The sequence below is a fragment of the Paraburkholderia heleia NBRC 101817 genome (assembly GCF_000739775.1).
Taxonomy (GTDB): Bacteria; Pseudomonadota; Gammaproteobacteria; order Burkholderiales; family Burkholderiaceae; genus Paraburkholderia; species Paraburkholderia heleia.
Map to the genome: position 1 here is coordinate 44666 of NZ_BBJH01000038.1, position 26858 is coordinate 71523.

Annotated in this window: 17 protein-coding genes, 3 tRNA genes and 2 pseudogenes; 8 read left to right on the top strand and 14 right to left on the bottom strand. The window is 66.1% G+C overall.

Going from position 1 to position 26858, the window contains the following annotated elements; genetic code table 11:
- Nucleotides 1–66: 66 nt before the first annotated feature.
- Nucleotides 67–4161, bottom strand: coding sequence for a phosphoribosylformylglycinamidine synthase (gene purL, locus BHE01S_RS27570; RefSeq protein ID WP_042269492.1), 4095 nt, complete (start codon nucleotides 4159–4161; stop codon nucleotides 67–69).
- A 341-nt stretch (nucleotides 4162–4502) separates the two neighbouring features.
- On the opposite strand from purL, the gene BHE01S_RS27575 reads away from it, so the two are divergent.
- The 3 genes from BHE01S_RS27575 to pgi all read left to right on the top strand — a co-directional run bounded on the left by BHE01S_RS27575 (nucleotide 4503) and on the right by pgi (nucleotide 9386).
- The gene (locus tag BHE01S_RS27575) at nucleotides 4503–5798 is read left to right on the top strand and encodes an FAD-dependent oxidoreductase (RefSeq protein ID WP_042269494.1); all 1296 of its coding nucleotides are present in this window, start codon (nucleotides 4503–4505) and stop codon (nucleotides 5796–5798) included.
- Between the two features lie 120 nt (nucleotides 5799–5918).
- Nucleotides 5919–7511: an NAD(P)H-hydrate dehydratase gene (locus BHE01S_RS27580; protein WP_042269584.1), complete on the top strand. Its 1593-nt coding sequence runs from the start codon at nucleotides 5919–5921 to the stop codon at nucleotides 7509–7511.
- Nucleotides 7512–7766: 255 nt separating this feature from the next.
- Entirely contained in the window at nucleotides 7767–9386 is a 1620-nt protein-coding gene (gene pgi / locus BHE01S_RS27585; RefSeq protein ID WP_042269495.1) for a glucose-6-phosphate isomerase, read from the top strand.
- A gap of 54 nt (nucleotides 9387–9440) precedes the next feature.
- Here the strand turns inward: pgi and BHE01S_RS27590 are convergent, their stop codons facing one another.
- A complete protein-coding gene (locus BHE01S_RS27590) occupies nucleotides 9441–10181 on the bottom strand; it encodes an ABC transporter ATP-binding protein (RefSeq protein WP_042269497.1) in 741 nt (246 codons plus the stop codon).
- A 108-nt stretch (nucleotides 10182–10289) separates the two neighbouring features.
- On the opposite strand from BHE01S_RS27590, the gene BHE01S_RS27595 reads away from it, so the two are divergent.
- A complete protein-coding gene (locus tag BHE01S_RS27595; protein ID WP_245639881.1) occupies nucleotides 10290–10961 on the top strand; it encodes an arylesterase in 672 nt (223 codons plus the stop codon).
- Nucleotides 10962–11170: 209 nt separating this feature from the next.
- Nucleotides 11171–11518, top strand: a complete 348-nt coding sequence (locus BHE01S_RS27600; protein ID WP_028206982.1) for a hypothetical protein — start codon at nucleotides 11171–11173, stop codon at nucleotides 11516–11518.
- 94 nt (nucleotides 11519–11612) lie between these two features.
- Here BHE01S_RS27600 and BHE01S_RS27605 read toward each other — a convergent pair whose 3' ends face one another.
- The 8 genes and pseudogenes from BHE01S_RS27605 to tig all read right to left on the bottom strand — a co-directional run bounded on the left by BHE01S_RS27605 (nucleotide 11613) and on the right by tig (nucleotide 20802).
- Nucleotides 11613–13553, bottom strand: coding sequence for a SurA N-terminal domain-containing protein (locus tag BHE01S_RS27605; protein ID WP_042269500.1), 1941 nt, complete (start codon nucleotides 13551–13553; stop codon nucleotides 11613–11615).
- A gap of 103 nt (nucleotides 13554–13656) precedes the next feature.
- Nucleotides 13657–13733 (bottom strand) — tRNA-Asp (locus tag BHE01S_RS27610).
- A gap of 33 nt (nucleotides 13734–13766) precedes the next feature.
- A tRNA-Val gene (locus BHE01S_RS27615) sits at nucleotides 13767–13842 on the bottom strand.
- Nucleotides 13843–13914: 72 nt separating this feature from the next.
- Nucleotides 13915–14193 (bottom strand): annotated as a pseudogene (locus BHE01S_RS27620) (HU family DNA-binding protein); the annotation flags it as partial.
- Between the two features lie 307 nt (nucleotides 14194–14500).
- Nucleotides 14501–16927: an endopeptidase La gene (gene lon / locus BHE01S_RS27625; RefSeq protein ID WP_042269505.1), complete on the bottom strand. Its 2427-nt coding sequence runs from the start codon at nucleotides 16925–16927 to the stop codon at nucleotides 14501–14503.
- 191 nt (nucleotides 16928–17118) lie between these two features.
- Nucleotides 17119–18390: an ATP-dependent Clp protease ATP-binding subunit ClpX gene (gene clpX / locus BHE01S_RS27630; RefSeq protein WP_028216418.1), complete on the bottom strand. Its 1272-nt coding sequence runs from the start codon at nucleotides 18388–18390 to the stop codon at nucleotides 17119–17121.
- 252 nt (nucleotides 18391–18642) lie between these two features.
- Nucleotides 18643–19296: an ATP-dependent Clp endopeptidase proteolytic subunit ClpP gene (gene clpP / locus BHE01S_RS27635; RefSeq protein ID WP_042269587.1), complete on the bottom strand. Its 654-nt coding sequence runs from the start codon at nucleotides 19294–19296 to the stop codon at nucleotides 18643–18645.
- Nucleotides 19297–19455: 159 nt separating this feature from the next.
- Nucleotides 19456–20802 carry a trigger factor gene (gene tig / locus BHE01S_RS27640; RefSeq protein WP_042269507.1) on the bottom strand — a complete coding sequence of 449 codons (1347 nt, stop codon included), beginning with the start codon at nucleotides 20800–20802 and terminating at the stop codon, nucleotides 19456–19458.
- Between the two features lie 427 nt (nucleotides 20803–21229).
- Between tig and BHE01S_RS27645 the strand changes: the two genes are divergently transcribed.
- Both BHE01S_RS27645 and BHE01S_RS27650 read left to right on the top strand, forming a co-directional pair.
- On the top strand, nucleotides 21230–22387 hold the full coding sequence (locus BHE01S_RS27645) for a glycerate kinase (RefSeq protein WP_042269509.1): 1158 nt from the start codon (nucleotides 21230–21232) through the stop codon (nucleotides 22385–22387).
- Between the two features lie 247 nt (nucleotides 22388–22634).
- Entirely contained in the window at nucleotides 22635–23081 is a 447-nt protein-coding gene (locus BHE01S_RS27650) for a MarR family winged helix-turn-helix transcriptional regulator (protein ID WP_028206975.1), read from the top strand.
- 131 nt (nucleotides 23082–23212) lie between these two features.
- On the opposite strand, the gene BHE01S_RS27655 is transcribed toward BHE01S_RS27650, so the two are convergent.
- Nucleotides 23213–23299 (bottom strand) — tRNA-Leu (locus BHE01S_RS27655).
- A 243-nt stretch (nucleotides 23300–23542) separates the two neighbouring features.
- Between BHE01S_RS27655 and BHE01S_RS27660 the strand changes: the two genes are divergently transcribed.
- The gene (locus tag BHE01S_RS27660) at nucleotides 23543–24463 is read left to right on the top strand and encodes a squalene/phytoene synthase family protein (protein ID WP_174479534.1); all 921 of its coding nucleotides are present in this window, start codon (nucleotides 23543–23545) and stop codon (nucleotides 24461–24463) included.
- A gap of 24 nt (nucleotides 24464–24487) precedes the next feature.
- Here the strand turns inward: BHE01S_RS27660 and BHE01S_RS27665 are convergent, their stop codons facing one another.
- The 3 genes and pseudogenes from BHE01S_RS27665 to BHE01S_RS27675 all read right to left on the bottom strand — a co-directional run bounded on the left by BHE01S_RS27665 (nucleotide 24488) and on the right by BHE01S_RS27675 (nucleotide 26641).
- The gene (locus BHE01S_RS27665; RefSeq protein ID WP_042269511.1) at nucleotides 24488–25723 is read right to left on the bottom strand and encodes a DUF1501 domain-containing protein; all 1236 of its coding nucleotides are present in this window, start codon (nucleotides 25721–25723) and stop codon (nucleotides 24488–24490) included.
- A gap of 94 nt (nucleotides 25724–25817) precedes the next feature.
- Nucleotides 25818–25997 (bottom strand): annotated as a pseudogene (locus tag BHE01S_RS39285) (DUF1800 family protein); the annotation flags it as partial.
- 341 nt (nucleotides 25998–26338) lie between these two features.
- Nucleotides 26339–26641: a hypothetical protein gene (locus tag BHE01S_RS27675; protein ID WP_245639883.1), complete on the bottom strand. Its 303-nt coding sequence runs from the start codon at nucleotides 26639–26641 to the stop codon at nucleotides 26339–26341.
- Nucleotides 26642–26858 lie beyond the last annotated feature (217 nt).

The following is a 26858-nucleotide window of genomic DNA, read 5'->3' on the forward strand; positions in this document are numbered from 1 at the left end:
AAGGGCGCGGGGTTTTTGTTTATCGCTACCCCTGGCGTCAAACGTCCGCGAGGTTCGCGAGGCGCGTTAGCCCACCCACTTGCGCGCGTTCTGGAACGCACGCATCCACGGGCTTGCCTCGCCCCAGGCTTCGGGGTGCCAGCTCATCGTCACCGTGCGCTGCACGCGCTCGGTGTGCGGCATCAGCACCGTGAAGCGGCCGTCGGGCGTCGTGACCGAGGTAATGCCTTGCGGCGAGCCGTTCGGATTGAACGGGTAGGCCTCGGTCGCCAGGGCGCGATGGTCGACGTAGCGCATCGCCACCGCAACCTTCGAGATGTCGCCCTGCTGCGAGAAGTCCGCGAAACCTTCGCCATGCGCGACCGCCACCGGAATGCGCGAGCCTTCCATGCCATTGAAGAAGATCGACGGCGAGCCCTGCACTTCCACCAGCGAGAAGCGCGCTTCGAACTGCTCCGACTTGTTGCGCGTGAACTTCGGCCACGCTTGCGCACCCGGGATCATCGAGGCGAGGCTCGACATCATCTGGCAGCCGTTGCAGATGCCGAGCGCAAACGTGTCCTGACGCGCGAAGAACGCCGCGAACATGTCCGCGAGCTTCGCATTGAAGCGGATCGTCTTGGCCCAGCCTTCTCCCGCACCCAGCACGTCGCCGTACGAGAAGCCGCCACAGGCCACCGCGCCCGCGAAGTCGGCGAGCGTGGCGCGGCCTTCGAGCAGGTCGCTCATGTGGACGTCGTGCGCGTCGAAGCCGGCGCGGTCGAACGCGTACGCGGTTTCGAGGTGCGAGTTCACGCCCTGCTCGCGCAGGATCGCCACACGCGGACGCGCACCCTTGCCGATGAACGGCGCGGCGACGTCTTCCGCCGGATCGAACGTGAGATGCGGCTGCATGCCCGGATCGGCGGCGTCGAGCAGCGCGTCGTATTCGGAATCGGCGCACGCGGGGTTGTCGCGCAGACGCGCAATGCGCCAGCTCACTTCGCTCCACACGCGTTGCAGCTGCGCACGCGGCGCTTCGTAGATGCGCTTCGCGTCACGGTAGATTTCGATCGAGTCGCGATTGTTCAGCGTGCCGATCACGTGCGAGCACACCGAGAGGCCATGCTCACGCAGGACGCCCATCACGGCGTCGCGCTGCTGTGCCGGCACCTGGATCACCGCGCCGAGTTCTTCGGAGAAGAGTGCGCGCAGCGTGCGGTCTTCACGGCGGCCGCTCGTCTGCTTCGCCCAGTCCTTGGCGTCGCCGTAGTCCGATTCGTGCTCGCTGTCGAGCGTGAGCATGTCCACGTTCAGCGACACGCCGGTGTGGCCCGCGAAGGCCATTTCGCAGACCGTCGCCCACAGGCCGCCGTCCGAGCGGTCATGGTACGCGAGCAGTTGCTCGTTTGCGTTCAGTTGCTGGATGGCCGTGAAGAACTGCTTGAGGTCTTCGGCGTTGTCCACGTCGGGCACCGCGTCGCCGACCTGCTGCGTGACCTGCGCGAAGATGCTGCCGCCCATGCGGTGCTTGCCGCGGCCCAGATCGATCGCGATCAGCACCGACTCGCCCGCTTCGTCGGCGCGGCGCAGTTGCGGCGTGAGGTGGCGGCGCACGTCGTCGACCGGCGCGAACGCCGAGATGATGAGCGAAACCGGCGCGACCACTTCCTTCGCCACGCCTTGTTCGTTCCACTTCGTGCGCATGGAGAGCGAATCCTTGCCCACCGGAATGCCGATGCCCAACGCGGGGCACAGCTCCATGCCGATCGCCTTCACGGTGTCGTACAGCGCGGCGTCCTCGCCCGGTGCGCCGCACGCGGCCATCCAGTTCGCGGAGAGCTTGAGCTTGTCGAGCGACAGGATGGGTGCGCTCGCGATGTTGGTGATCGCCTCGCCCACGGCCATGCGGCCCGATGCGGGCGCATCGATCACGGCGAGCGGCGTGCGCTCGGCCATCGTCATCGCTTCGCCCTTGTAGCCGGCGTAGTCGAGCGCAGTGATCGCGCAGTCGGCCACCGGCACCTGCCACGGGCCGACCATCTGGTCGCGCACCGTCGTGCCGCCCACCGAGCGGTCGCCGATGGTGATGAGGAACGACTTGCTGCCCACGGTCGGGTGGCGCAGCACGCTCTGCGCCACTTCGTCGAGCGAGACGCCCGTGACTTCGACCGGCGCCAGCGGCACGCTCGCGTGCTCGACGTTGCGGTGCATGCGCGGCGGTTTGCCGAGCAGGATGTCCATCGGCATGTCGACAGGCTGGTGGCCGCCGTTGGCCGCAAGCGCCGCTTCGTCGGTGTCGATGAGCTTCAGGTCGCGCGCGTCGGTCGCGACGCCCACGACGGCGAACGGGCAGCGCTCACGCTCGCAGATCGCCTGGAACTCGGCCAGATCGGCGGGTGCGATTGCGAGGACGTAGCGTTCCTGCGATTCGTTCGACCAGATTTCGCGCGGCGAAAGACCCGACTCTTCGAGCTGCACCTTGCGCAGTTCGAAGCGCGCGCCCTTGTCCGCGCCGTCGACGAGTTCCGGGAAGGCGTTGGAAAGGCCGCCCGCGCCCACGTCGTGAATGCTCAGGATCGGGTTGCGCTCGCCCAGTTGCCAGCACGAATTGATGACTTCCTGCGCGCGACGCTCGATTTCCGGGTTGCCGCGCTGAACCGAGTCGAAGTCGAGTTCGGCCGTGTTGGTGCCGGTGGCCATCGAGCTGGCCGCGCCGCCGCCCATGCCGATGCGCATGCCGGGGCCGCCGATCTGGATGAGCAGCGTGCCGGCCGGCAGGTCGTGCTTGTGCGTGTGCTGCGCGCTGATGTTGCCGAGGCCGCCCGCGATCATGATCGGCTTGTGATAGCCGCGCACGGTGCCCGCCACGTTCTGTTCGTAAGTACGGAAATAGCCGCCGAGGTTCGGCCGGCCGAATTCGTTGTTGAACGCGGCGCCGCCAAGCGGGCCGTCGATCATGATCTGCAGCGGCGACGCGATGCGGTCCGGGCGGCCGTATGTACCGTTCGCGCCCTCGGTGTCGGCCGGATTGCGCAGCGCGAGCGGCACGGCCGCGTCGCGGGCGTCTTCCCAGGCTTCGCGCGCGTCGGGCAGATCGAGGTTCGACACCGTGAAACCCGTGAGGCCGGCCTTCGGACGCGCGCCGCGGCCCGTCGCGCCTTCGTCGCGGATTTCGCCGCCCGAGCCCGTTGCCGCGCCCGCGAACGGCGAGATCGCCGTGGGATGGTTGTGCGTCTCCACCTTCATCAGCGTGTGCGTGAGTTCGGTGTGGCGGCCGTAGCGCTCACCCGGCTCGCCCGACGTGCCTTCGGCGTTGTTCCTGCGCGGGAACCAGCGTTCCGCGACCGCGCCTTCCATGATCGACGAGTTGTCCGAGTACGCGACGATCGTGCCCTGCGGGCTGATCTTCTCGGTGTTGCGGATCATCGCGAAAAGCGACATATCCTGATCGTGGCCGTCGATCGTCCAGCTCGCGTTGAAGATCTTGTGGCGGCAGTGCTCGCTGTTGGCCTGCGCGAACATCATCAGTTCGACGTCGGTCGGGTTGCGTTCGAGCTTCTTGAAGTTTTCGACGAGGTAGTCGATTTCATCGTCGGCGAGCGCGAGGCCCAGTTCGCCATTGGCCGTTTCCAGCGCCGCACGGCCGTGGCCGAGCACGTCCACCGTCTGCATCGGCCTCGCCGGCAGTTCGTCGAACAGATGCAGTGCCGCGTCGCGCGAAGGCGCCACGCTTTCGGTCATGCGGTCGTGCAGCGCCGCGGCGACAGCGGCGTGCGCCTCTTCCGAAAGCGTCTTCTTGCCGCCGAGCAGGCCCGACTTGAGCACCACGGTGTATTCGACGCCCCGCTCGATGCGGCGCACCTGTTCGAGGCCGCAATGGTGCGCGATGTCCGTGGCCTTGCTCGCCCACGGCGACACCGTGCCGAAGCGCGGCACGACGAGGAACGTGAGCGCGCTGCCGCGCTCCTGCGGGGCCGCGAACGGCGCGCCGTAGTGCATCAGCGCTTCGATCTTCGCGCTGTCGTCAGCGGAAAGCGCCGCGGCCGAGTTGACGAAATGCAGATACTGGCCGTGCACGCCGACGATGTTGGCGTCGATACGCTGAAGCGTCTCGAGCAGGCGGGTCTGACGGAAGTCGGAAAGGGCCGAAGCACCGGGGAAACACGAGAAGTGGGCCATGGACTGGGGCGTTGCGTCGAGGTTGCGTCAGAGTTGCGTCGCGGCTTCGCCTCGCGCGAAACACGTCGCAAGGTGGCGATGCGTCGCGCGGGGATGGCGACGGTCAGGCGAAGGGAGACCGCGATTATAACCCGGAAGGCCTGTCCTGACCGCCCCGGCAGCGGCTCGAAACGCATGTGGCGACCCGGCCTCGCGCATGGCGACGCGGACGCTTTCGCTGCTATCATTGCGCGTTTCGTCTGATCGGCGCACCCGGGCATGGCTTCGGCGCGCCGCGCGCCCCACCTTCGGCAGCGCGCCCTCACCCGAGCGAGCGCCACCTGCCTGCAGATCGTATCGTCATGGATGTCATCGTCATCGGCGGCGGAATCGCCGGCATCGCTACCGCCTGGCAGCTGCGCGCGGCCGGGCATCGCGTCTGCGTGATCGAACGCCACGCCACCGTCGCGCAAGGCGCGACCTACGGGCATAGCGGCATTGCGCTGCCCACTCCGCTCGACGTCTGGTTCGGCCCCACCTTCCTGCGCCACGGCCGTCAATCGTCCGGCGGCGTGATCAGCAAGACCGGCTGGCGCGGCCACGCGCACGGTTTCGTCAGGCGCCTCGCCACGCTGCACGGCTCCGAGGCGTTTGCCGGGCGCTATGCGCTGCTGCGCCCGCTCATCGAGTCGGCGCGAGCGGCGCTCGCCGACATCGACGCGCGCTTCCAGCTCGACTACGAGCAGCGCGACGGCCTGCTCTACCTCGTGCGCGGCAACGACGAATGGTCGCTCACGCAACCGGCCCTTGAACTGCTGCGCCGCTTCGAGACGCCGCATCACGCACTTTCACCCGCGGAATGCGTGGCTTTCGACCCTGCCATCCCCGCCGATCCGCCGTTTGCGGGCGGCGTGCGCTTCGAGACCGGCCGGGTGGCCAACTGCCCGCTTTTCGTGAAGCTGCTCAAGCAGGTGCTCGACGCCCAGGGCGGCGTGCAGTTCGAGATGAGCCGCGAGGTCAGCGCGATCCGCCTCGAAGACCGGCGCGCGGCGGTGGAACTCGCGCCGCCTGCGCACGAAGCGGGCCGCTCGGGCGACGTCGAGGTGATCTCGGGCGACGCCGTCGTGGTCGCCGCGGGCGCGCAAACGCCGCGGCTCGTCGCGCCGCTCGGCCTCAAGATGCCGTTCTATCCGCTGCGCATGCACACGCTCAATTCGCCGGTGGCGCACGAGGAATGCGTGCCGCAGACGACGATCGTCGACGCCGGCAAGCGCATCGCCATCGCGCGCATGAATCACCGGCTGCGCATCTCGGGCGCCGCCGTGCTGCTGCGCGCCCAGGAGGTCGACGACGCCCTGCCCGAAGCGCTTACCGAAGACGCTCTCGCGCTGCTCGGTGAGGCTTCGCGCGACTGGGCGCCGGGCGCCGCGCGCATCTCGGCGGCGCTTGCGTGGGAAGGCATGAAGCTGCTTTCCGCCGACGGCCTGCCTGCGGTCGGCAGCGTGGGCCATCCGCGCCTGTACGTCAACGCGGGCCACGGGCCGGCGGGCTGGGCGCTTGCGCTCGGTTCGGCGCGTCTCATCGCCCAGCAGATCTCCAGCGCACCGCCCGACCTGCCGGCCGATACCGTCAAGGCGCTCTCGCCGGGCCGCGATTGAGCGGCGAGCGCCGGTACGGCGTTGCGGCGCCGCCGCGCCAGTCCATCGCGCGCCTGGGGCATGCCGTCTGAGGGCTCGCTCGGGTATCGTTGCGATGTCGCCTCCGAGGACCGCATCGTCATGACGCACGCACCCCACTCCTTTGGCGCCGGGCAACCGGTGCTCCTCTACCCGCACGATCGGGCGGTCCCGCTGCTGACCGTCGAACAGCTGCGCGGGGCCGAAGTCGCCGCGCAGTCGGCCCTGCCTGCCCACGCGCTCATGGCGCGGGCAGGCGCCGCCGCCGCGCACTTCCTGAGCGAGCAGCTCGCGCACGCGCCCTCGCCGGCGAGCGACAAGCCGGTCTGGTTCGCCGCCGGGCCAGGCAACAACGGCGGCGACGCGCTCGTCGTCGCTACCGTTCTGTATCGCGCGGGCGTCGCCGTGGAAGTCTGCATGCCCGTCGAGGTCAAGCCCGACGACGCGCGCTGGGCGCTCGCCGAAGCGCACGCGGCGGGCGTGCCCATTACCGCGTCGGCGCCCGCATCGTTGGAGGCTTACGGCTGGCTCGTCGACGGCATGTTCGGCATCGGCCTCGCGCGCGGGCTCGAAGGCGTGTTCGCCGAACTCGCCGAGAGCCTCTCGGCGCGCGCGCGCAGCCATGGCCACGTGCTCGCGCTCGACGTGCCGAGCGGGCTCGACAGCGACACCGGCAACGTGGTCGGCAGCGGCCCCGCCGTGCGCGCGACCCATACCGTGACCTTCATCGCCGCCAAGCCCGGCCTGTACACCGGCGCCGGGCGCGACCATGCAGGCGCCGTCACGGTCGCGCCGATCGGCATCGACACGGAAGGCACGCCGGGTGCGGCGCGCCTGAATGCGCCCGCGCTCTTCGCCGCCGCGCTGCCCGCACGCGAGTTCGCCACTCACAAGGGCACGTTTGGCACGCTCGCCGTCGTGGGCGGCGACACGGGGATGTGCGGCGCGCCGATTCTCGCGGCGCGCGCCGCGCTCCTCACCGGCGCGGGCAAGGTTCACGTGGGCTTCCTGGGCAGCGACGCGCCGCCCTACGACGCCCCGCACCCCGAGCTCATGCTGCACGCGGCGGCCAGGCTCGCGCTCGGCGCGATGGACGCCGTCGCCGCGGGCTGCGGCATGGGCGGCAGCGCCTCGGCGCGCCAGCTCGTGGACGCCATCCTGCGCCTTCACGCCCCCGTACTTCTCGATGCCGACGCGCTCAATCTGGTCGCACGCGACGAGGCGCTCGCGGCACACGTCGCGCAATCGGCAGCCGCGCGCGGCGCGCCTTGCGTGCTCACGCCGCATCCGCTCGAGGCGGCGCGCCTCCTCGGCTGCGACACCGCCGCGGTGCAGCGCGACCGCCTCGCCGCAGCACGAACCCTTGCCGGCCGCTATGCGGCGGTTGCCGTGCTCAAGGGCAGCGGCACCGTGGTCGCCGCGCCCGACGGCCGCGTCGCCGTCAACCCCACCGGCAACGCGGGCCTCGCCACGGGCGGGACCGGCGACGTGCTCGGCGGCATGATCGGCGCGCTGCTGGCCCAGCGCCTGCCGCCCTATGAAGCGGCACTCGCGGGCGTCTATCTGCACGGCCTCGCCGCCGACACGCTGTGCGCACAAGGCGATGGCCCCGCGGGCCTCACGGCGGGCGAACTCGCGCCAGCGGCGCGCAAGCTCCTGAACCGGCTCTTTTACGCGCCGTCTTATGCCGCCTGAGCCCGCATCCCGCACGTCCGTTCGTGCGGTACGCGACTTGCTGTGCCTGGAACGTCCGCCCACCTCCCGCGCCCTGGCAGAGCCGCAGGCATCACAACGCTGCGCAGCGTCGCGCGAGGCCGCTATACTGATCCTCCGCACGCCGCCTTCCACCGAAGGCGGCCCGTGCTTGCCCGCGGCGCGCGAAGCGCGCGTTCGGCCAGACCGGCGAACCGCACCTGCCGCCCTCCATTCGTGATCCCTCGCTAGACGAACATGACGAATCCGCTCCCCGCCTGGTCCGCGCTACAGACGCATTACGAACAGATCCGCGACGAAAAGCTGCGCGACTGGTTCGCCCCCGCCAACGACCCTGCGCCGACGCGCGCCGAACGCTTCACGTACACCGGCGGCGGTCTTAACGCCGACCTCTCGAAGAACCGCATCACCGACGCCACGCTCGAACTGCTCGTGCAGCTCGCTCGCGAGGCCGGCGTGCAAGCGCGCCGCGACGCGATGTTCAAGGGCGAAGTCGTCAACCCGACTGAAGGCCGCGCGGCGCTGCACACCGCCTTGCGCGCCACGGAAGCCGATGCCCCGTTCCACGCGCAGATCCTCGCCGAGCGCGCGAAGATGGCGAAATTCGCCGACGCCGTGCGCAGCGGCGCATGGACCGGCTACACGGGAAAACGCATCCGCCACGTCGTGAACATCGGCATCGGCGGCTCGGACCTCGGGCCGAAGATGGTCGTGCACGCGCTCAAGCATCTCGAGCTGCCCGAGATCACCTCGCACTTCGTCTCGAACGTCGACGGCGCGGACCTGTGGCGCACGATCGAGAACATCGACCCGGAAGAGACGCTCGCCATCATCGTTTCGAAGACGTTCACGACGCTCGAAACCATGACCAACGCGCTGTCGATGCGCGACTGGTTCGTCAAGCACGGCTGCCCGGAAGGCAAACTCGCGAAGCACTTCGTCGGCGTCTCGGCTAACACGGCCGAAGTCGTGAAGTTCGGCATCGCCAAAGAGAACGTCTTCGAGATGTGGGACTGGGTGGGCGGCCGTTATTCGTTGTGGTCGGCCGTGGGTCTCTCGATCATGATCGCCATCGGGCCGCAGCAGTTCGACGAATTGCTCGCCGGCGCGCACGACATGGACAAGCACTTCCGCGAAGCGCCGCTGGAAAAGAACCTGCCCGTGCTGCTCGGCATGATCGGCGTCTGGTATCGCAACTTCTTCGGCTCGCAGAGCTATCTCGTCGCGCCCTACTCCGAAGCGCTGCACTTCCTGCCGTCGTATCTCCAGCAGCTCGAAATGGAGAGCAACGGCAAGTCGGCGCGCCTCGACGGCAAGTTCGTCGATTACGCGACCTCGGCGATCACCTGGGGCGAGCCCGGCACGAACGGCCAGCACGCGTTCTTCCAGATGCTGCACCAGGGCACGACGATCGTGCCGATCGACTTCATCGCCGTGCTCACGCCCGAGCATCCGCTAGCCGACCATCATCCGAAGTTGCTCGCGAACTGCTTTGCGCAGAGCGAGGCGCTGATGCTTGGCCGCACCGAAGAAGAAGCGCGCAAGATCGCGGATCCGGGCAAGCCCGAACTCGTGCCGCACATCATGTTTCCCGGCAACCGGCCGACCACCACGCTGCTCGTCGACGCGCTCACTGCGCGCTCGCTCGGCGCGATCATCGCGCTCTATGAGCACAAGGTGCTCGTGCAGGCCTGCGTGTGGGATATCAATCCGTTCGACCAGTGGGGCGTTGAACTCGGCAAGATCCTCGGCAAAGTGGTCGAAGCCGACTTGAACGCGGCAAGCGCCGATGTGAAGCCGCACGATTCGTCCACAGCCGCGCTGATCGCGCGCGCCCGTGCGGCGCTCAAGCGCTGACCGGTACAGGAGCGGCGTGCGCCTGCACTGCGCACGCCGTTCGCCGCTCAGGCGCTAACGCCCGGCTTCGACATTGCTCGCGTTGCGCGAGGCTGCTGCGCCATGCGGCGCGTTGGGCACGCGGCGGCCCGCTTCGATCGTGATGATCGCATCGCAACGCTGCGCAAGATCGACGTCGTGGGTGACGAGCACAAGCGTTGCGCCATTGGCGCGATTGAGTTCGAACATCAGGTCGATGACGGCGTGGCCGGTGGCGGCGTCGAGGCTCCCGGTGGGCTCGTCGGCGAACAGCACGGCGGGGCGCGTCACGAAGGCGCGGGCGAGCGCCACACGCTGCTGCTCGCCGCCCGAGAGCAGCTTCGGGTAGTGGTCCGTGCGCCCGGCAAGGCCCACGCGCTCGAGCAGCGTGCGGGCGCGGGCGAAAGCATCACGCGTCGACATGCCGCCTTGCAGTTCGAGCGGCAGCGCGACGTTTTCCAGAGCGGTGAGATGCGGCATCAACTGGAACGACTGGAACACGAAACCCACCGAGCCGTTGCGCAGCGCCGCGCGCTGGTCTTCGGCCATCCCGGTAAGCTCATGGCCCAGCAGGCGCACCGAACCCGCGCTCGCACTGTCGAGGCCGGCCAGCAGGCCGAGCAGCGTCGACTTGCCGGAACCGGAGGCGCCGACGATCGCCACGCTCCCGCCCGCCTGCACGGTGAGGTCGATACCGTCGAGGATCGTCAGCTCGCCGGTGGCGTCGGTGACCCGCTTGCTCAAACCCCGTACTTCGATGACTGGATCGCTATTCATTCGCACATGATGACGCACAGGTTAGCCGTGAACCAGAAGCGCGCCCCACGGCGCGCCGCCCCTTCCCGCGCCCGGTCCCGCTGCAGCGCGTTTGCCGCTATCGCCGCCTTGACCGCCGCTGCCTTGCTCGGCGCCTTTTGTGGCTTGACCGGCAGCGCGCTCGCGGCCACGCCCGTGTCCACGGCCAACGCGGCGACGAACCCCGCCGCCGCGGCAAAACCGAACATCGTCGTGCTCGGCGACAGCCTTTCGGCCGAATACGGCCTGCCGCGCGATACAGGCTGGGTGGCCCTGCTGCGTCAGCGGCTCGCCAGCGACCGGATCGATTATAACGTTGCGAATGCGAGCATCAGCGGGGACACGACGAGCGGCGGACTCACGCGCCTGCCGCTCGTCATGCAGCGCATCAAGCCCGCGATCGTGATCGTCGAACTGGGCGCGAACGACGCACTGCGCGGCGTGCCGCTCACGACGACCGAGAGCAATCTGCGCGCCATCGTCGCTCAGATCCGCAAGGGCGGCGCGCAACCCGTGCTCATCGGCATGTACGTGCCGCCCAACTACGGAGCCGACTACACGCATGACTTCCACGCCATTTACGTGCGGCTGGCGAAGGATTTGAACGTTCCGCTCGTGCCCTTTCTGCTCGCCGGCCTCGCCGACAAACCCGAACTCTTCCAGTCCGATCAGATCCATCCCACCCAGCAGGCACAGCCCTTGCTGCTCGACAACGTGTGGCCAACGCTCAAGCCGCTGCTCGGCAGCGGCGTGCGGCGCTGAGGCAGGCGGCAGCTAGGCAAACGTGCGGGCGTCTTCACCGGGCGCCCTTTCTCAGAGCCCGGCTTCGGCGCGTTCAAGCCGCTCGAGCCTTTCAGGCAGCGTGGCGGCGGGCAACGCCGCCCTGCCGTTGGCCACCTTTTGTGTCAGACACGCGCGCCCGAGAAGCTTCGCTGTCTGAATCCGACCGACCCTGACTGGAGGGAAGAAGCGTGAAATATTTACCTCTCATTGTCGTTACGGCAGCACTTGCTGCCTGCGCCAATCAGCCAATGCCGAGCGGAGCGCAGTCCGTCGGCACGAGCCAGCAACCGCCCGCGACGGTTGCCCAATGCATTGCGCAAAAATGGGCCGACAAGTCGCAGCAGCAAGTCGTCTCGCAGTCCGTGCTCGCCAACGGCCAGGCTGTCGACGTCTACGTCCCTGGCCAGCAGCCGCCTAACGGCGCAGCCGCAACGGTGCGCCCGGCGTGGAGCGCCAGCGCGAAGACGTGGGTCGGCTTCCGCTCCGGCGGCGGCGCGGGTGGAGACGCCACCAGCGACATCAGCGCCTGCCTCTGATTTCGCGCTCGCCGGAACGAAAAAAGCCCCGCGATGTTTGCGGGGCTTTTTTGCGCCGGCTGTCGATGCCGGCGGGCAGGTACACGGGGCGGACTTACTGGGCACCGTCGCCCGACTGGCCCGCGGAACTGAGCGAACCGTAGAGCTTTACCTTCGCGCGCTCGCGCAGCGCGTCGAGGTACGCCTGCACCTGCGACTGGCCGCCCACCTGTGCGAGTTGCTGCTGCGCGGCGGCCAGACGCGGGCCTTCTGCGGCCGGACCGTTGGTCACGCTGTTTACGCGGTAAATCGCATAGCCGTCGTTGCCGAGGTCCACGCCCACATAAGCGGGCAACTTCTGCGCATCGACCTTGAAGACGGCGGACAGCGCGCTGGGCGGCAACCCTTGGGCGTCGTTGCGCGACACCTTGAGCGCCGACGAGAACCCGTCTGTCGACTTCGACTTCTGCAGTTCCGCGAGCCTGGCCTCGCCGTCCTTGCGCGCCATGTCGGCGGCCTGCTGCGCGACCACCTTCTGGCGAACCGCATCCTTGACCGCGGCGAACGCGGGCACGGCGGCCGGCTGGTAGTTCGTTACGTGAGCCGAGATCAACGTGCTGTTGCCGACGTCGATCGCCTGGGTGTTGTTGTGCTGGTTCACCGAGTCGCTCGCGAATACGGCGTCGAGGAACTTCGGGTTGTTCAGTGGGCTGTCCGGCGGCAGCGCTGCGTTCGGCTTCGGCGTGACCGTGGCCGTCTGGATCGTCAGCTTGTACTTGTCCGCGGCCGGCTGCAGGCTCCTGGCCTGCTCGTAGACCATCGACGTGAAACCATCGCTCGCGTCGGCAAGCAGCTTCGCGGCCTGCTGCGCCTTCACTTCGTTCGTGATCTGCGCCTTCACGTCGTCGAACGGTTTCGTGACCGCCGGCTTCAGGTCCGTGACCTTGACGATGTGATAACCGAAGTCCGACTGGATCACGTCGCTGATCTCATCCTTCTTCAGCTTGAAGACCGCGGCGTCGAACGCCTGGCCGCCCGCGATCATGCCGGGGCCGAAGTAGCCGAGGTCGCCGCCCTTCGAGGCCGAACCCGGGTCCTGCGACTCTTTCTGCGCGATCTGCGCGAACTGATCCGGATGCGCCTTCACTTCCGCGAGGATCGCTTCGGCCTTCTGCTTCGCCGCGTTGCGCACGTCGGCGCTCGCGTCCTTCGGCACCGTGATCAGGATGTGGCTCGCGCGCACTTCTTCCTGCGTGCGGTAGTGCGCGATGTTGTCGTCGTAGTACTTCTTGAGATCGGCGTCGCCCGGCTGCACGCTAGCTGCAACCGTGGCCGCCGAGAGCACGAGATACTGGATCTGTGCCGTGGCCGGCGTGGCGAAAGCGCTCTTGTTCGCGTCGTAATACGCCTGCAGTTGCGCGTCGGTCGGCTGGACCTTAAGCGCATAGTCGCTCGCGTGGAAGGCGAGGCCCTGCACTTCGCGCTGCTGCTCCGAGAGACCCGTGAGCTGCTGCGCGAGCGCCTTCGGCGTAAACGCGCTGCTGATGATCGACGCCGGCAGCTGCTGCATGGCGAGGCTATAACGCACGCGCTCGTCGTACTGCTCGGGCGTCATGCCCTGCATGGCGAGCAGCTGCTTGTACTGGTCCAGATTGATCGAGCCGTCAGGATTCTTGAGCGACGAGATCACCGGGTCGGCGAGCAATGCGCGTCGCACGGCGTCATCGGAGGCGGTCAGGTGCAGGCGCTGCGTCTCGTCCCCGAGCACGCGTTGCTGGATCAGGCCGTCGAGGATGTCCTTGCGGTGCTGGGGCGTGTCGAACAGGCTCGCGTCGAATTGCGCGCCGAGGACCTGTCGGGCCTGGTCGAGCTGCTGGCGCGCGGCGTTGTCGTACTCGACACGCGTGATCTTGTGCCCGTTGACGCTTGCGACATTCGCGCTTTCATCGAAGAAGCCGCGAAAACCTTGAATACCGACGAAGCCCAGTCCTGGCAGGACGACCAGGAGCAGCATGAACATCATCAGGCGTTTGTGATTGCGGAAAAAGTCGAGCATGCGTGACCAGACGTTGATGGCGCCAAAAAATGGAACGCCCGATATTACAACAGCGGCCAACAAAAAAGGCGAACCGGAGTTCGCCTTCTTGTCGAGATATCCCTGGCGGAGCGGACGGGGCTCGAACCCGCGACCCCCGGCGTGACAGGCCGGTATTCTAACCAACTGAACTACCGCTCCATGCAAGCGCAATAGGTACCGGAACTGAAGCTGTGGTGGGTGCTGAGAGGCTCGAACTCCCGACCTACGCCTTGTAAGGGCGCCGCTCTACCAACTGAGCTAAGCACCCAGCTTCATGCTTTCCTGCGCTGTTTCCGGCACTGCGACTTCTGCTGCGCCACCTTATCAGGTAGCGAGCCCGCTAGTTTAGCGCATCCTTCAGCGCTTTGCCAGGCCTAAATTTGGGCACCTTCGCGGCCTTGATCTTGATCGCATCGCCAGTGCGCGGATTGCGGCCCGTGCGCGCCGTGCGCTTGCCGACGGCAAACGTGCCGAAGCCGACGAGCGTGACCGAGCCGCCCTTCTTGAGCGTGCCTTTGACGCCGCCGATCACGGCGTCGAGTGCGCGTCCCGCAGCCGCTTTCGAAATGTCGGCTTGTTGCGCGATATGGTCGATCAATTCCGTTTTGTTCATTCCAGCCCCCGAGAATGTGTTTGGGCAAACGTAAGAAAGAAGGTCAACTTATTGGATAGAGATCCCCCGCGTAGAGCGGGGCCCGCTCATTTAACGGGGCCGAAAGTGCGGTGTCAAGCGGGGTTGAGCCTGATTCGGCGCGGGATTCGAGGGAACATTCGAGGGAGTCTTCGAACATGTGGGAAAAGACCGCTGGTTGTCATCACAACGTCAAGAATCGTGGCGCAAAGAAAAAGCCCGCGGTGTATGCCGCGGGCTTTGGGGATCCAACGCGCCGCGCCTGAGCGCGGCTTGTCGAAGGTGTACTGAAGGCTTAGTGCTTGACGACTTCCGTCGCGCCGGCATCCTTCGATTCGGCCACGGGCGCCTTGGCGTCCTCGGCCTTCGCTTCTTCTTCCGGCAGCGGCTGCGGCACACGTTCGAGCGCGAGTTCGAGCACCTTGTCGATCCAGCGGACCGGCACGATTTCGATCGCGTTCTTCACGTTGTCCGGAATCTCGGTGAGATCCTTGACGTTCTCTTCCGGAATCAACACCAGCTTGATGCCGCCGCGATGCGCTGCGAGCAGCTTCTCCTTCAGCCCGCCGATCGGCAGCACTTCGCCGCGCAGCGTGATCTCGCCCGTCATCGCCACGTCGGCGCGCACCGGAATTCCCGTGAGCACGGACACGAGCGCCGTCGTCATCGCACCGCCTGCGGACGGACCGTCCTTCGGCGTCGCGCCTTCCGGCACGTGGATGTGGATGTCCTGCTTCTCGAACGCTTCGTCCTTGATGCCAAGACGACGCGAACGCGAACGCACCACCGAGCGTGCCGCTTCGACCGATTCCTTCATGACGTCGCCGAGCGAACCCGTGCGGATCACGTTGCCCTTGCCGGGCATGACCGCCGCTTCGATCGTCAGCAGATCGCCGCCGACTTCCGTCCAGGCGAGGCCCGTGACCTGACCGATCTGGTTTTCCTTCGCGGCCAGACCGAAGTCGTACTTGCGCACGCCGAGGAACGTGTCGAGGTTGGCGCTGTCCACCGTGACGGCCTTGTCGGCCTTCTTCAGCAGCAGCATCTTCACGACCTTGCGGCAGATCTTCGACACTTCGCGCTCGAGCGAACGCACGCCCGCTTCACGCGTGTAGTAGCGAATGATGTCGCGGATCGCGCCTTCGGTCACCTCGATCTCGCCCGGCTTCAGCCCGTTGTTCTTCTTCTGCTTGGGCAGAAGGTAGCGCTGGGCGATGCTGACCTTCTCGTCTTCCGTGTAACCCGAGAGGCGAATGACTTCCATCCGGTCGAGCAGCGGCGGCGGAATGTTCAGCGAGTTCGACGTGGCGACGAACATCACATCGGAGAGGTCGAAATCGACTTCGATGTAGTGGTCGGCGAACGTGTGGTTCTGTTCCGGATCAAGCACCTCGAGCAGCGCCGACGACGGATCGCCGCGGAAATCCATGCCCATCTTGTCGACTTCGTCGAGCAGGAAGAGCGGATTGCGCACGCCGACCTTGGTCAGGCTCTGCAGGATCTTGCCCGGCATCGAGCCGATGTACGTACGACGGTGACCGCGGATCTCGGCTTCATCACGCACGCCGCCGAGCGCCATACGCACGAACTTGCGGTTCGTTGCACGTGCAATCGACTGCCCGAGCGAGGTCTTGCCGACGCCCGGAGGCCCGACGAGGCACAGGATCGGCGCCTTGACCTTGTCGACACGCTGTTGCACCGCGAGATACTCGAGAATGCGTTCCTTCACCTTCTCGAGACCGAAGTGGTCTTCGTCGAGCACGGTTTCGGCGTTCGAAAGGTCGTTGTTGACCTTGCTCTTCTTGCGCCACGGCAGGCCGATCAGCGTATCGATGTAGTTGCGCACGACCGTGGCTTCCGCCGACATCGGCGACATCAGCTTGAGCTTCTTGAGCTCGGCATCGGCCTTCTTCTTGGCTTCCTTCGGCATGCGCGCGGCCGTGATGCGCTTCTCGAGTTCCTCGAGATCCGCACCCTCTTCGCCTTCGCCCAGCTCCTTCTGGATGGCCTTGACCTGCTCGTTCAGGTAGTACTCGCGCTGGCTCTTTTCCATCTGGCGCTTGACGCGGCCACGGATGCGCTTTTCGACCTGAAGAATGTCGATTTCGGCTTCGAGTTGCGCAAGCAGGTGCTCCAGACGCTCCACGACCGGGAACATCTCGAGGATGTGCTGCTTCTGGTCGAGCTTGAGCGGCAGATGCGCGGCGATGGTGTCGGCAAGACGACCGGCCTCGTCGATGCCCGACAGCGACGTCAGGATCTCCGGCGGGATCTTCTTGTTGAGCTTCACGTACTGGTCGAACTGCGAGACGATCGCGCGGCGCAGCGCTTCGGTTTCGGCGCTGTCGGCGTGGTCCGGTTCGAGCGGCATCACTTCGCACGAGAACTGCGTTTCCTGCTCTTCGATGGAAAGCGTCTTCGCGCGCTGCAGGCCTTCCACGAGCACCTTCACGGTGCCGTCGGGCAGCTTGAGCATTTGCAGGATGTTGGCGACGCACCCGACTTCATACATGTCTTTTTCGGTCGGCTCATCCTTCGCGGCGGTCTTCTGCGCGACGAGCATGATGTGCTTGCCGCCTTCCATCGCCGCTTCGAGGGCCTTGATCGATTTCGGCCGGCCCACGAAAAGGGGAATCACCATATGCGGGAAGACTACGACGTCTCGCAGCGGCAGCAGCGGGAGCGTGGTGCGTTCCGACGGGAGGAGTTGGGTTCCTGACATTTCATTTCCCCATGAGTGGAATCAATTGTTCGGTAATTGAGGCCTGAGATACCGATTGCAAGCCTCGCGCGTGTGGGAAAAGTTCAGTGACTCCAAAATAGTGCGCCATCGACCACAAGACTAAACGAAAAAGCCGTTCATCCCATTGTATGAACGGCCTTTTTCCGGAACTCTTTAGCCGATCACCACCATCAGTTCGACCCTGCAACCTTCGGAGCGTCTTCGTAGATCAAGAGCGGTTTGCCGTCGCCGTCGATCACGTTGTCGTCGATGATCACCTTGCTCACGCCCTTCATGGCCGGCAGCTCGTACATCACGTCGAGCAACGCCTGCTCCAGGATCGAGCGCAGGCCGCGGGCCCCGGTCTTGCGGCGGATCGCCTTGCGGGCGACGGCCTGCAGGGCGGCCGGACGAATTTCCAGCTCCACGCGCTCCATGTTGAAGAGCTTGTGGTACTGCTTGACGAGCGCATTCTTCGGCTCGACCAGAATCTTCATGAGCGCGGCTTCGTCGAGCTTGCCGAGCGTGGCGACCACGGGCAGACGGCCGATCAGCTCGGGAATCAGGCCGAACTTGATCAGGTCTTCCGGTTCCGTTTCGCGCAGCACTTCGCCCGTGTCGCGCTCCTGCTTGCTCTTCACGCTCGCGCCGAAGCCAATGCCGGTCTTTTCCGTGCGGTCGGTGATGACCTTCTCCAGCCCGTCGAACGCGCCGCCGCAAATGAACAGGATATTGGTCGTGTCGACCTGGATGAAATCCTGGTTCGGATGCTTGCGGCCGCCCTGCGGCGGCACCGAGGCCATCGTGCCCTCGACGAGCTTGAGCAGCGCCTGCTGCACGCCCTCGCCGGAAACGTCGCGCGTGATCGACGGGTTGTCCGACTTGCGGCTGATCTTGTCGATTTCGTCGATATAGACGATGCCGCGCTGGGCCTTGTCGACCTCGTAATTGCAGTTCTGCAGCAGCTTCTGAATGATGTTCTCGACGTCTTCGCCCACGTAACCGGCTTCGGTCAGCGTGGTGGCGTCGGCGATCACGAACGGCACGTTCAGAAGGCGCGCGAGCGTCTGCGCGAGCAGCGTCTTGCCCGAGCCCGTGGGCCCGATCAAGAGGATGTTGCTCTTCGAGAGTTCGACGTCGTCCTTCTTGTCGAGGTGCTTCAAACGCTTGTAGTGGTTGTACACCGCCACTGCGAGAATCTTCTTCGCGCGTTCCTGGCCGATCACGTACTGGTCGAGGATGTCGCGGATCTCCTGCGGGCTCGGCAGGTCCGAGCGCGACAGCGCCGCGTCGACGCCCGCACCGGCGGCTTCGTCGCGAATGATCTCGTTGCACAAGTCGATGCATTCATCGCAGATGAATACCGACGGACCAGCGATGAGCTTTTTCACCTCATGCTGGCTCTTGCCGCAGAACGAGCAATACAACAGCTTCTCGCTGTTAGAACCTTTCTTGTCCGCCATGGATAAATGAGCCTCCGGACACTCTGTTACATGATACGCCGTTTCCCCCGGCGAGGCCGGAGGGTGCGTGAACCGCTTGCTGTGACGGCGTTGGGGGCCGCAGGCCGCGAAGCGCGTTTGCCGATTATTTCACAAGGTCTGCGCGGCGTCGGCTATCCCCTTTTGTACGGGGGCCGAGCTGTTCCTTTACCTGCCTTTGCCGCGGCTTGCGCGCCCTTCGCAGGGTCGGACGCGCAAAACCGCTCGCGCAGTTCAGGGACGCTTGTGCAGGACCTGGTCGACGAGACCGTACGCCTGGGCGTCGTCGCCCGACATGAAATTGTCGCGATCCGTGTCGCGCGCAATGCGCTCGACCGGCTGACCCGTATGATGCGCGAGCAACTGGTTCAGGCGCTCCTTCAGATACAGGATTTCGCGAGCCTGGATTTCGATGTCCGAAGCCTGGCCGCGCGCGCCGCCGAGCGGCTGGTGAATCATCACGCGCGAGTTCGGCAGCGCGAAACGCTTGCCCCTGGCCCCCGACGCCAGCAGGAACGCGCCCATGCTGGCCGCGAGGCCCATACAAAGGGTCGAAACATCCGGCTTGATGAACTGCATCGTGTCGTAAATCGCCATGCCGGCCGACACCGAGCCACCGGGGCTGTTGATGTACAGGCTGATGTCCTTGTCCGGATTTTCGCTTTCGAGGAACAACAGCTGGGCGACCACGAGGTTGGCCGTCTGGTCGTTCACTTCGCCGACCAGGAACACCACGCGCTCCTTGAGCAGGCGCGAGTAGATGTCGTAGGAGCGTTCGCCGCGGCCGCTCGTTTCGACGACGATCGGCACGAGGCCGAGCGCCTGCGGGTCGAAATCCCGCGACGAGTGGGAGGTCAACGTATCCAGCGATTGAGCGCGAATGGTCATGCGGTGCATCCTTGTCTGGAAAAGTTCTTCTATATACCCGTATGGCGACGGACCCCGGTCAAATCAACCACACGGACAGCATGGCTAAAACCTGCGGATGCAAAAACGGCGTGCTGGCCGTCGGTCGCTCCGACAGCCGGCACGCCGTAGCGGGCAGTTTTAAGCCTGCGCCGTCGCGCTTGCCAGTTCTTCGAAGCTCACTTGCTTGTCCGTCACCTTGGCCTTGCCGAGCACGAAGTCCACGACGTTCGATTCGACGACATAGGCTTCCATTTCGGCCAGACGTTGCTGGTTGGAATAATACCAGCGCACGACTTCCTTCGGGTCCTCATAGCTTTTCGCGAACTCGTCGACTTCGGCACGGATCTGCTCCGGCTTCGCTTCAAGGCTGTTGGCCTTCACGAGTTCGGCGAGCACGAGGCCGAGCTTCACGCGGCGCTCGGCTTGTTCCTTGAACATTTCGGCCGGAATCGGTGCGTCCTTGGCGTTGGGCACGCCGCGCTGCGTGAGGTCGGCGCGCGCCATTTCGACGAGGCGTTGCTGATCCTGCTCGACGAGCGCGTTCGGCACGTCGAGTTCGGCGATCTTCAGGAGCGCGTCCATCACCTGGTTCTTGACGATGGACTGGGTGCGGCGCTTCGCTTCGCGCTCGAGGTTGTCCTTGATTTCGGCACGCATCTTCACGAGGTCGCCGTCGGCGATGCCGAGCGACTTCGCGAATTCAGCATCGATTTCCGGCAGGTGCGGCCACTCGATCTGCTGCATCGTGATCGTGAACTGCGCCGTCTTGCCGGCGACGTCCTTGCCGTGATAGTCCTCGGGGAACGCGAGGTCGAATTCGCGCGACTCGCCCTTCTTCAGGCCGACTGCCGCCTTTTCGAATTCCGGCAGCATGCGGCCTTCGCCCAGCACGAACGCGAAGCCTTCCGCGGTGCCGCCCTGGAACGCGACGCCGTCGATCTTGCCGACGAAGTCGACGGTCACGCGGTCGCCTTCCTTCGCCGCGGTGTCGGCGCCGCCGTCACCGTGCTCGCCCGCTTCGCCGCGAGCGTGGAAATGCACGCGCTGCTTGCGCAGGATGTCGAGCGTGCGGTCGATTTCGGCTTCGGAGATGGTCGTGGTCGTGCGCTCGATTTCGGCGGTCGCGACGTCGCCGAGCTTCACTTCCGGGTAGACCTCGAAGGTCGCGTCGAACGCGTAGTCGCCTTCGGTGGCTTCCGATTTCGGCGCGAAGCTCGGCTGGCCGGCAACGCGCAGGTTCTCGGCGCGGCTGATGTCGAAGAATTCCTTGCCGACCTTGTCGCTCAGGACTTCGGCCTCGACCTGGCCCGAATACTGCTGCGTGACCATCTTGAGCGGCACCTTGCCCGGACGGAAGCCCGGCATGCGCACGTTCTTCGCGAGTTTACGGATGCGCGAATCGATTTCTTTCTGCACGGCGTCCTTCGGCAGGGAAATCGTCACGCGGCGTTCGAGCTTGCCGAGGTTTTCAACAACGTTAGCCATGGCTTCAATCGTCCTAAAATTGTTCGAGCGAATCAGTAATCTGTGGTCTTTGCGAGCCGCGGTCCGCGTGGGGCCCGCTGGGGTCAACCAGGGCCCGGCAACCCGCTTTGGAGCTGAACGCAGGCGCATCGTGCGCCGCTCAACAGCGCCGAAACGGGCGGCTTGCGGTGCGGTCCGTCAAAAGAGCCAAGTATTTTAGCAAACTATTTCCCGGTCCCACTGGAATTGCCGTTTGAGTGTGCCATGAGCCCGCTTTTGACCCGGTTTTGGCCCGCTTTTGCGCCGCCACGAGCCTGAAATGCGCTCCGATGCGCGTTATCGCAGCGCCGTTATCCAGCGCACGCGGCGAGGCTGTTAAGCTTAGGCTCGCGCCGGACGCCCCGCCGGCCGCAGCCGCTCCCAACACCATTCTTCCAGCAGAGACACCATGCCGAATTCGTCGACTGACGCTCCCGTTATCGTCATTGCTCCTGACTCTTTCAAAGGCTCGCTCAGCGCGGACGGGGTCGCCGCCGCGATCGCCGAGGGCATCCGCCGTGTGCGCGCCGACGCCGACATCCGCATCCGCCCCATGGCGGACGGCGGCGAAGGCACGCTCGACGCGATGCTGTCGATGGGCGGCGAGCGCCGCGTCCTCACCGTGCAAGGCGCAGCGGGCCCGAAGCGCGACGCCGCGGTGGGCCTGCTGCACGACGGCAGCGCAATCGTCGAAACCGCCGAGATCGTCGGCATCACGGACCCGGTGGGCATGAGCGTACCGGTCGACGCGCGCAGCACGCGCGGCATGGGCGAAGCGATCCGCGCGCTGCTCGACGAAGGCGTGCGGCGCTTTTACGTGGCGCTCGGCGGCAGCAGCACCAATGACGCCGGCGCGGGACTGCTCGCGGGCCTCGGCCTGCAACTCTTCGACGCCGCCGGCAAGCTGCTCGAGCCCACGCCGCAAGCGCTCGCACATGTAGCGCGCGTGGACGTTTCCGGGCTCGACGAGCGGCTTCGCGAGGCATCGTTCGTCGGCATGTCGGACGTGGACAATCCGCTCACGGGCGAGCATGGCGCAACCGCCGTGTTCGGCCCGCAAAAAGGCGTGACGCCCGGGCAGGTTGCGCCGATCGACGCGGCGCTCGGCCGTTTCGCCGATCTGCTCGAAGCGGCGCTCGGCCGTCGCGTGCGCGACGAAGCAGGTTCCGGCGCGGCCGGCGGCCTGGGCTTTGCGCTGCGCATGCTCGGCGCGAGCTTCGAGCCCGGCGCCGAGGTCGTTGCGCGCACCATCGGTCTGGACGAAGCGCTCGAGCGCGCGGACTGGCTTATCACCGGCGAGGGCCGCTCCGACGTTCAGACACTGCACGGCAAGGCGCCGTTCATTGCCTGCCGCCACGCCGCGGCTGCGGGCGTGCCGGCCACGCTGCTCTCAGGTGCCGTGGACGCAGCCGCCCTGCCGCGGCTCGCGGAGCATTTCAGCGGCTGCTTCTCGCCCGCGCCGGGCCCCATTACGCTCGAAACCGCGATTCGCGACGCCGCACGCCTGCTCGCCAACGAGGCCGAGCAGCTCTTCCGCCTCAAATACGCTGCGCGTACATCCAACTAACCGCCAGGCAGACCGGCCGGGGCCTGCCGACCCGGCCTCGTTGCCGGAATCCGCTCGGCAGGATCGCGGCCAGACGCGCGACCTCCGCGCGCCACGCATTCCACAGTAAGCGATTAATAGATTTGTGCACCGTACCGGATGCGCTGGGCAAGGGTTAGGGTGCGTTGACCCGCGCGCAAGATGGGGCAACAATCATGCAATCGCGACACGTTTCGCGCCCTTCCCAAGCGACCAGACCAGGACTCCCATGAAGGCAAGCAAAGCCGGACTCGAACAATTCCTCACCTATCGGCTGCATGTCCTGAACAAACTCTCCGAACGTGGCGCGAGCGAACGCTACCAGGCGAAGCTCGGCATCACACTTCCGGAGGCTCGGCTCATTGCAGCTGTGGGGGCGTTCGGCCCGTTTTCGGTGATGGAGCTTGCGCGTCACGCGAATCTCGACAAGAGCCAGGCAAGCCGTGCAGCCGAGGCGCTGATGCGCCGCGGCCTCATGCAGCGCGACACGAGCGAGGAGGACGGACGCCTCGTGCTCGTTTCGCTCACAACCGACGGACGCGCGCTGTATCGCAAGGTCATGCCCATCGCGCGCAAGTGGAATGTCGACCTCTTCGCGAGCCTCGACGACAAGGAACGCGACGCACTCGCACGTGCGCTCGACAAGGTGATCGAAGCCATGCAGACCGAACTGTAAGGCAGTCCGAACGAGCAGAAGCGATAAGCCAAACAGATGGCGGCCGGAATCAAGCCGCCAACGCAAGCGCTTGGGCGCAGGCGGCGCACAAACAAAAGGCCACGTACCGGCGGGTACATGGCCTTTTTATATGGTGCGTGAGGCCGGACTCGAACCGGCACACCCTTGCGGGCGTCAGGACCTAAACCTGGTGCGTCTACCAATTTCGCCACTCACGCGAATGCTTTGCGCTTCGCTTCTTGCGCCCGGCAGGACCCGCTGCGCCCGCCTGCAGCGCTGATTCATCATGTGCCGGCCGCGCTTCGAGCCAAGCGTCAGAAAGCGCAAGCGCGAGATTCTAACCGATTGACTGGCGCTTGTCTGCATCCTGAAATCAGTGCGCGACGGGCATGGCAGCGCATCAGGCCGTGCATCGACCGGGGCTCCGATCCGCCCTGCCGGGCCGGCTGAAAGCCGCGCCGATGCTAGAATCGCGGCTCGACCGTCGCGGCGCGCTCTGGCCGCCGCGCGAGCCGCTTCGCCCCATATCTCCGAACGCCGTGAACTTCGACGACTACTGCCTGCAAAAGGCGGCGCCCCCTGGTTCGAGCACTTACTATGCGCTGCGTCAGGCACGCGCTGCACGCCAGCCCCTCCTGACCGCCCTCTTCGCGCTGCGCCGCGAACTCGAGGAAACCGCGAAAGAAACGAGCGATCCCACCGTCGGCCGCACGAAGCTCGCCTGGTGGCAAAAGGAATTGGCCGCGCTCGCCGCGGGCCAACCCGCGCATCCGGTCACGCAGGCGCTCGCCGCGCATCTCGGCGATGCAAGCGCCGTCTATCCCGATCTGCAGGCGCTGCTCGCCGGCTTCGAGATGGACTTCGAGCAGGCGCGCTATCTCGATCTGCCGAATCTGCGCCGCTATATGCAGGGCGTGGGCGGCACGTTCGTCTCGCTCGTCGCGCAACTCAGCGCGCGCACCGACGCCGACCGCCAGGACGCCGCACGCTGGGCCCCCCCGCTCGGCAACGCGTTGATGCTCGCGCAGTTTGTGCCGGAAATCGGCAACGACGCGCGCCATGGCCGCATCTACGTGCCCATCGACGAACTGCAGCGCTACGACGTCACTGCCGCCGATCTCATCAACCGGCGCTACAGCGCGGCGTTCACCGAGCTGATGCAGTTCCAGACCTCGCGCGCGCGCGAATCGGTCCAGGCCGCCCTCGACGCGATTCCCGCTCCGGCGCGGCGCGACCAGCGCACCTTGCGTGCACTCGCGGCGCTCGAACTCGCGCTGCTCGACGAAGTCGAGCGCGAAGGGTACCAGGTGCTGCATCAGCAGATCGTGCTCACGCCAGTGCGCAAGCTGTGGATCGCCTGGCGCGCCGCACGGCGTAGTTGAAGTGCCGTGAAGTGCGCGCCCGCGCTACGCGCGCAGCAACGGCAGCGGCTCGAAGCGCTGCTGCAGCACGGATTGCGCATCGAGGCCCCACCAGGGGCCTAGCACGGTCGCATAGATCTGCCTGAAATCGACGCCCACCGGCAGATTGCCGTCGCCGTCGAGCCGCGTGAGTTGCGGCGCCTGGCCATAGAGCCCGCCCGCCACCCGCCCGCCCGCCACGAAGTGCGCCGAAGCCGTACCGTGATCGGTGCCGCGGCTTTGATTCTCGCGCACGCGGCGCCCGAATTCCGCATACGTAACGATGAGCGTGCGGTCCCAGCGCCCGAGTTCCACGAGCGCCGAGCGCATCGCCGCCATGCCCGTGGCGAACTGGCGCAGCAAGTCGGCGTGACGCTGCGGCTGGTTCTGGTGCGTGTCGAAGCCGTTCAGCGTCAGACGAATCACCGCGACGCCGCACCCCGCCACCGGCGCCCCTTGCGGAGTGTCGCTCGAGGCGAGCGCCTGCATGGCCGTTTTGATCGAGGTGCCGAACGCGCCTGCCGCAAACGCAGTCTTCAGCGCGTAGCCGCCCGGGCGCGGCTGCTGCAGCGCATCGGCGTGCACGATGTCGTTTTCGACGTCGAGGATATGCGCGAGCGCGGGATTACGTTCCCTGAGCGAAACCGGCGTGACGAGGCGCGACGCGCGCGAGAACTGCGCCGGGTTCGCGAGCGCGATGGCGCGCGCGCCGTTCGCGAGCGGCCCCATCTCGGCGCTACCGAGCACGAACGCATCGGCAGCGAATCCGCGCGGCACTGGCTCGCGTGCGAACGCGCGCGTGAGCCAGCCCTCGCGCAGATATTCGTTGGAACGCGAAGCCGTGTCCCAGATCTCGATCGATCGAAAGTGCGAAAGATTGGGCTGCGCGTAGCTCACGCCCTGCACGATCGCAAGCTCGTGCGCGCGCCACATCGGCATGAGCGGCGCGAGCGCCGGATGGAGCGCCGTGCGCTCGTCCAGTTGTATCGCCTGTGCGCGCGGCACGCCGATCGTTTGCCGGTAGCGGTAATAGAGCGGATCGGCAAACGGCACGACGGTGTTCAGGCCGTCGTTGCCGCCCTTCAGCTCGACGAGAATGAGCAGGTTCCCGTAGCCGCTCGCCGTGCCCGGGCGCATGGGCGCCGTGCCTTGCGCGCGCGCAGTGCGCGCAACCCATAGCGCGGAACCCGCCACCGCGGCGGCGGCCGTCGCACCGGCTGCAAGAAAGTCGCGTCGCTTCATGGCTTGCCTCGCTCGTCAGTGCGGCGGCGCACATTGCCGCCGGGGATTCGGCTATTCTTGTTGATGCTTCACTTCGACTGATACACCGGATCCATCAGCAGTGCCTGGAGATATGAACCCGCACGGCTTCATAAGCGCTTGCGCGAAAACGATCGGCGACGCTTGCGAGCCGCACATCGCCGGGCATCGCGCAGATGAACTCGCGCCAAAGCCTCGCGGACACATACCGGGCAGTTTGCGGCTGCGCGAGCAGGATGTCGAGCACCTGGTCGCCGTCGAACGGACCGCTGTGTCATGGCACGGTCTTTTCGCCGTCGTCGTGCAAGTCGGCGCGTCAGACGAAGGCGTGACGAGCATCTCGCGCCGCCACCATGCCCGCAATTCGCTATAGCGCCCACCGCGAAGCTAACGGCTGCGGCGAAACGGATGTTGACCGTGCAATTGCTACGTTTTTTCAGCGCGTTTGAGCGGGGCGAGTGCACGAATGCACGCTTGAATGCCGATAAAGCAATGAAAGGCGCGAGAAAGGCATGCGCGTGCTGCGAAGAGAAAATCGCGTAGACGATATCGCCGCGTTATCGCAGCGCGCAGCGGCATCGGCGCGTTGCAGCGGTATCAGCGCTTGTACAGTTCGCGCACGGCGTCTTCGATATGCTGGCGCAGGAGGCGCCGCTCGTCGGGCGTCATATGGCCGTCGCGGCGACGCTGATCGAGATCGGGGGGAACCGCGGCACGCTGGTTGATGTCGGATGCGGGGCGCGGGATCGTGTCGCTGCGTATGCGCCGCAAGGAGGGCTTGCTGCCCGGCGAGCGGGCGGAGGACTGCGAGTTCTCGTAGCGGTCAGCGGAGGGCTGGGCCCGGGCCGGCACCGACTCAATCGCAGCCGCCACGCCACCGGCTAGCGCCAGTGCAAGCATGGTGTGGCGCATTGTCGGCCTAACCCCTCCCATCGTTTTGTTCCCTTCTTGACGCGGCAAACGGCTACCTCGAATACATGTACGAACCCGGCTCGGCGCGGGCATGGATTTTAAAGTCGAATGAAGTATCTACCGAACTGCCGCTTTACGTAAAGAAGTCTATCTGCCGGTGCTTGCCGTCGTGGCACAGCACGGGTAAATTTTGTAACTGACTGTA

What these genes read in the sequence shown, in the direction of transcription:
- purL (WP_042269492.1), bottom strand. Translation starts at nt 4,161, where the DNA reads ATGGCCCACTTCTCGTGTTTCCCCGGTGCTTCGGCCCTTTCCGACTTC.
- BHE01S_RS27575 (WP_042269494.1), top strand. Translation starts at nt 4,503, where the DNA reads ATGGATGTCATCGTCATCGGCGGCGGAATCGCCGGCATCGCTACCGCC.
- BHE01S_RS27580 (WP_042269584.1), top strand. Translation starts at nt 5,919, where the DNA reads ATGACGCACGCACCCCACTCCTTTGGCGCCGGGCAACCGGTGCTCCTC.
- pgi (WP_042269495.1), top strand. Translation starts at nt 7,767, where the DNA reads ATGACGAATCCGCTCCCCGCCTGGTCCGCGCTACAGACGCATTACGAA.
- BHE01S_RS27590 (WP_042269497.1), bottom strand. Translation starts at nt 10,181, where the DNA reads ATGAATAGCGATCCAGTCATCGAAGTACGGGGTTTGAGCAAGCGGGTC.
- BHE01S_RS27605 (WP_042269500.1), bottom strand. Translation starts at nt 13,553, where the DNA reads ATGCTCGACTTTTTCCGCAATCACAAACGCCTGATGATGTTCATGCTG.
- lon (WP_042269505.1), bottom strand. Translation starts at nt 16,927, where the DNA reads ATGTCAGGAACCCAACTCCTCCCGTCGGAACGCACCACGCTCCCGCTG.
- clpX (WP_028216418.1), bottom strand. Translation starts at nt 18,390, where the DNA reads ATGGCGGACAAGAAAGGTTCTAACAGCGAGAAGCTGTTGTATTGCTCG.
- clpP (WP_042269587.1), bottom strand. Translation starts at nt 19,296, where the DNA reads ATGACCATTCGCGCTCAATCGCTGGATACGTTGACCTCCCACTCGTCG.
- tig (WP_042269507.1), bottom strand. Translation starts at nt 20,802, where the DNA reads ATGGCTAACGTTGTTGAAAACCTCGGCAAGCTCGAACGCCGCGTGACG.
- BHE01S_RS27645 (WP_042269509.1), top strand. Translation starts at nt 21,230, where the DNA reads ATGCCGAATTCGTCGACTGACGCTCCCGTTATCGTCATTGCTCCTGAC.
- BHE01S_RS27650 (WP_028206975.1), top strand. Translation starts at nt 22,635, where the DNA reads ATGAAGGCAAGCAAAGCCGGACTCGAACAATTCCTCACCTATCGGCTG.
- BHE01S_RS27660 (WP_174479534.1), top strand. Translation starts at nt 23,543, where the DNA reads ATGCTAGAATCGCGGCTCGACCGTCGCGGCGCGCTCTGGCCGCCGCGC.
- BHE01S_RS27665 (WP_042269511.1), bottom strand. Translation starts at nt 25,723, where the DNA reads ATGAAGCGACGCGACTTTCTTGCAGCCGGTGCGACGGCCGCCGCCGCG.
- BHE01S_RS27675 (WP_245639883.1), bottom strand. Translation starts at nt 26,641, where the DNA reads ATGCTTGCACTGGCGCTAGCCGGTGGCGTGGCGGCTGCGATTGAGTCG.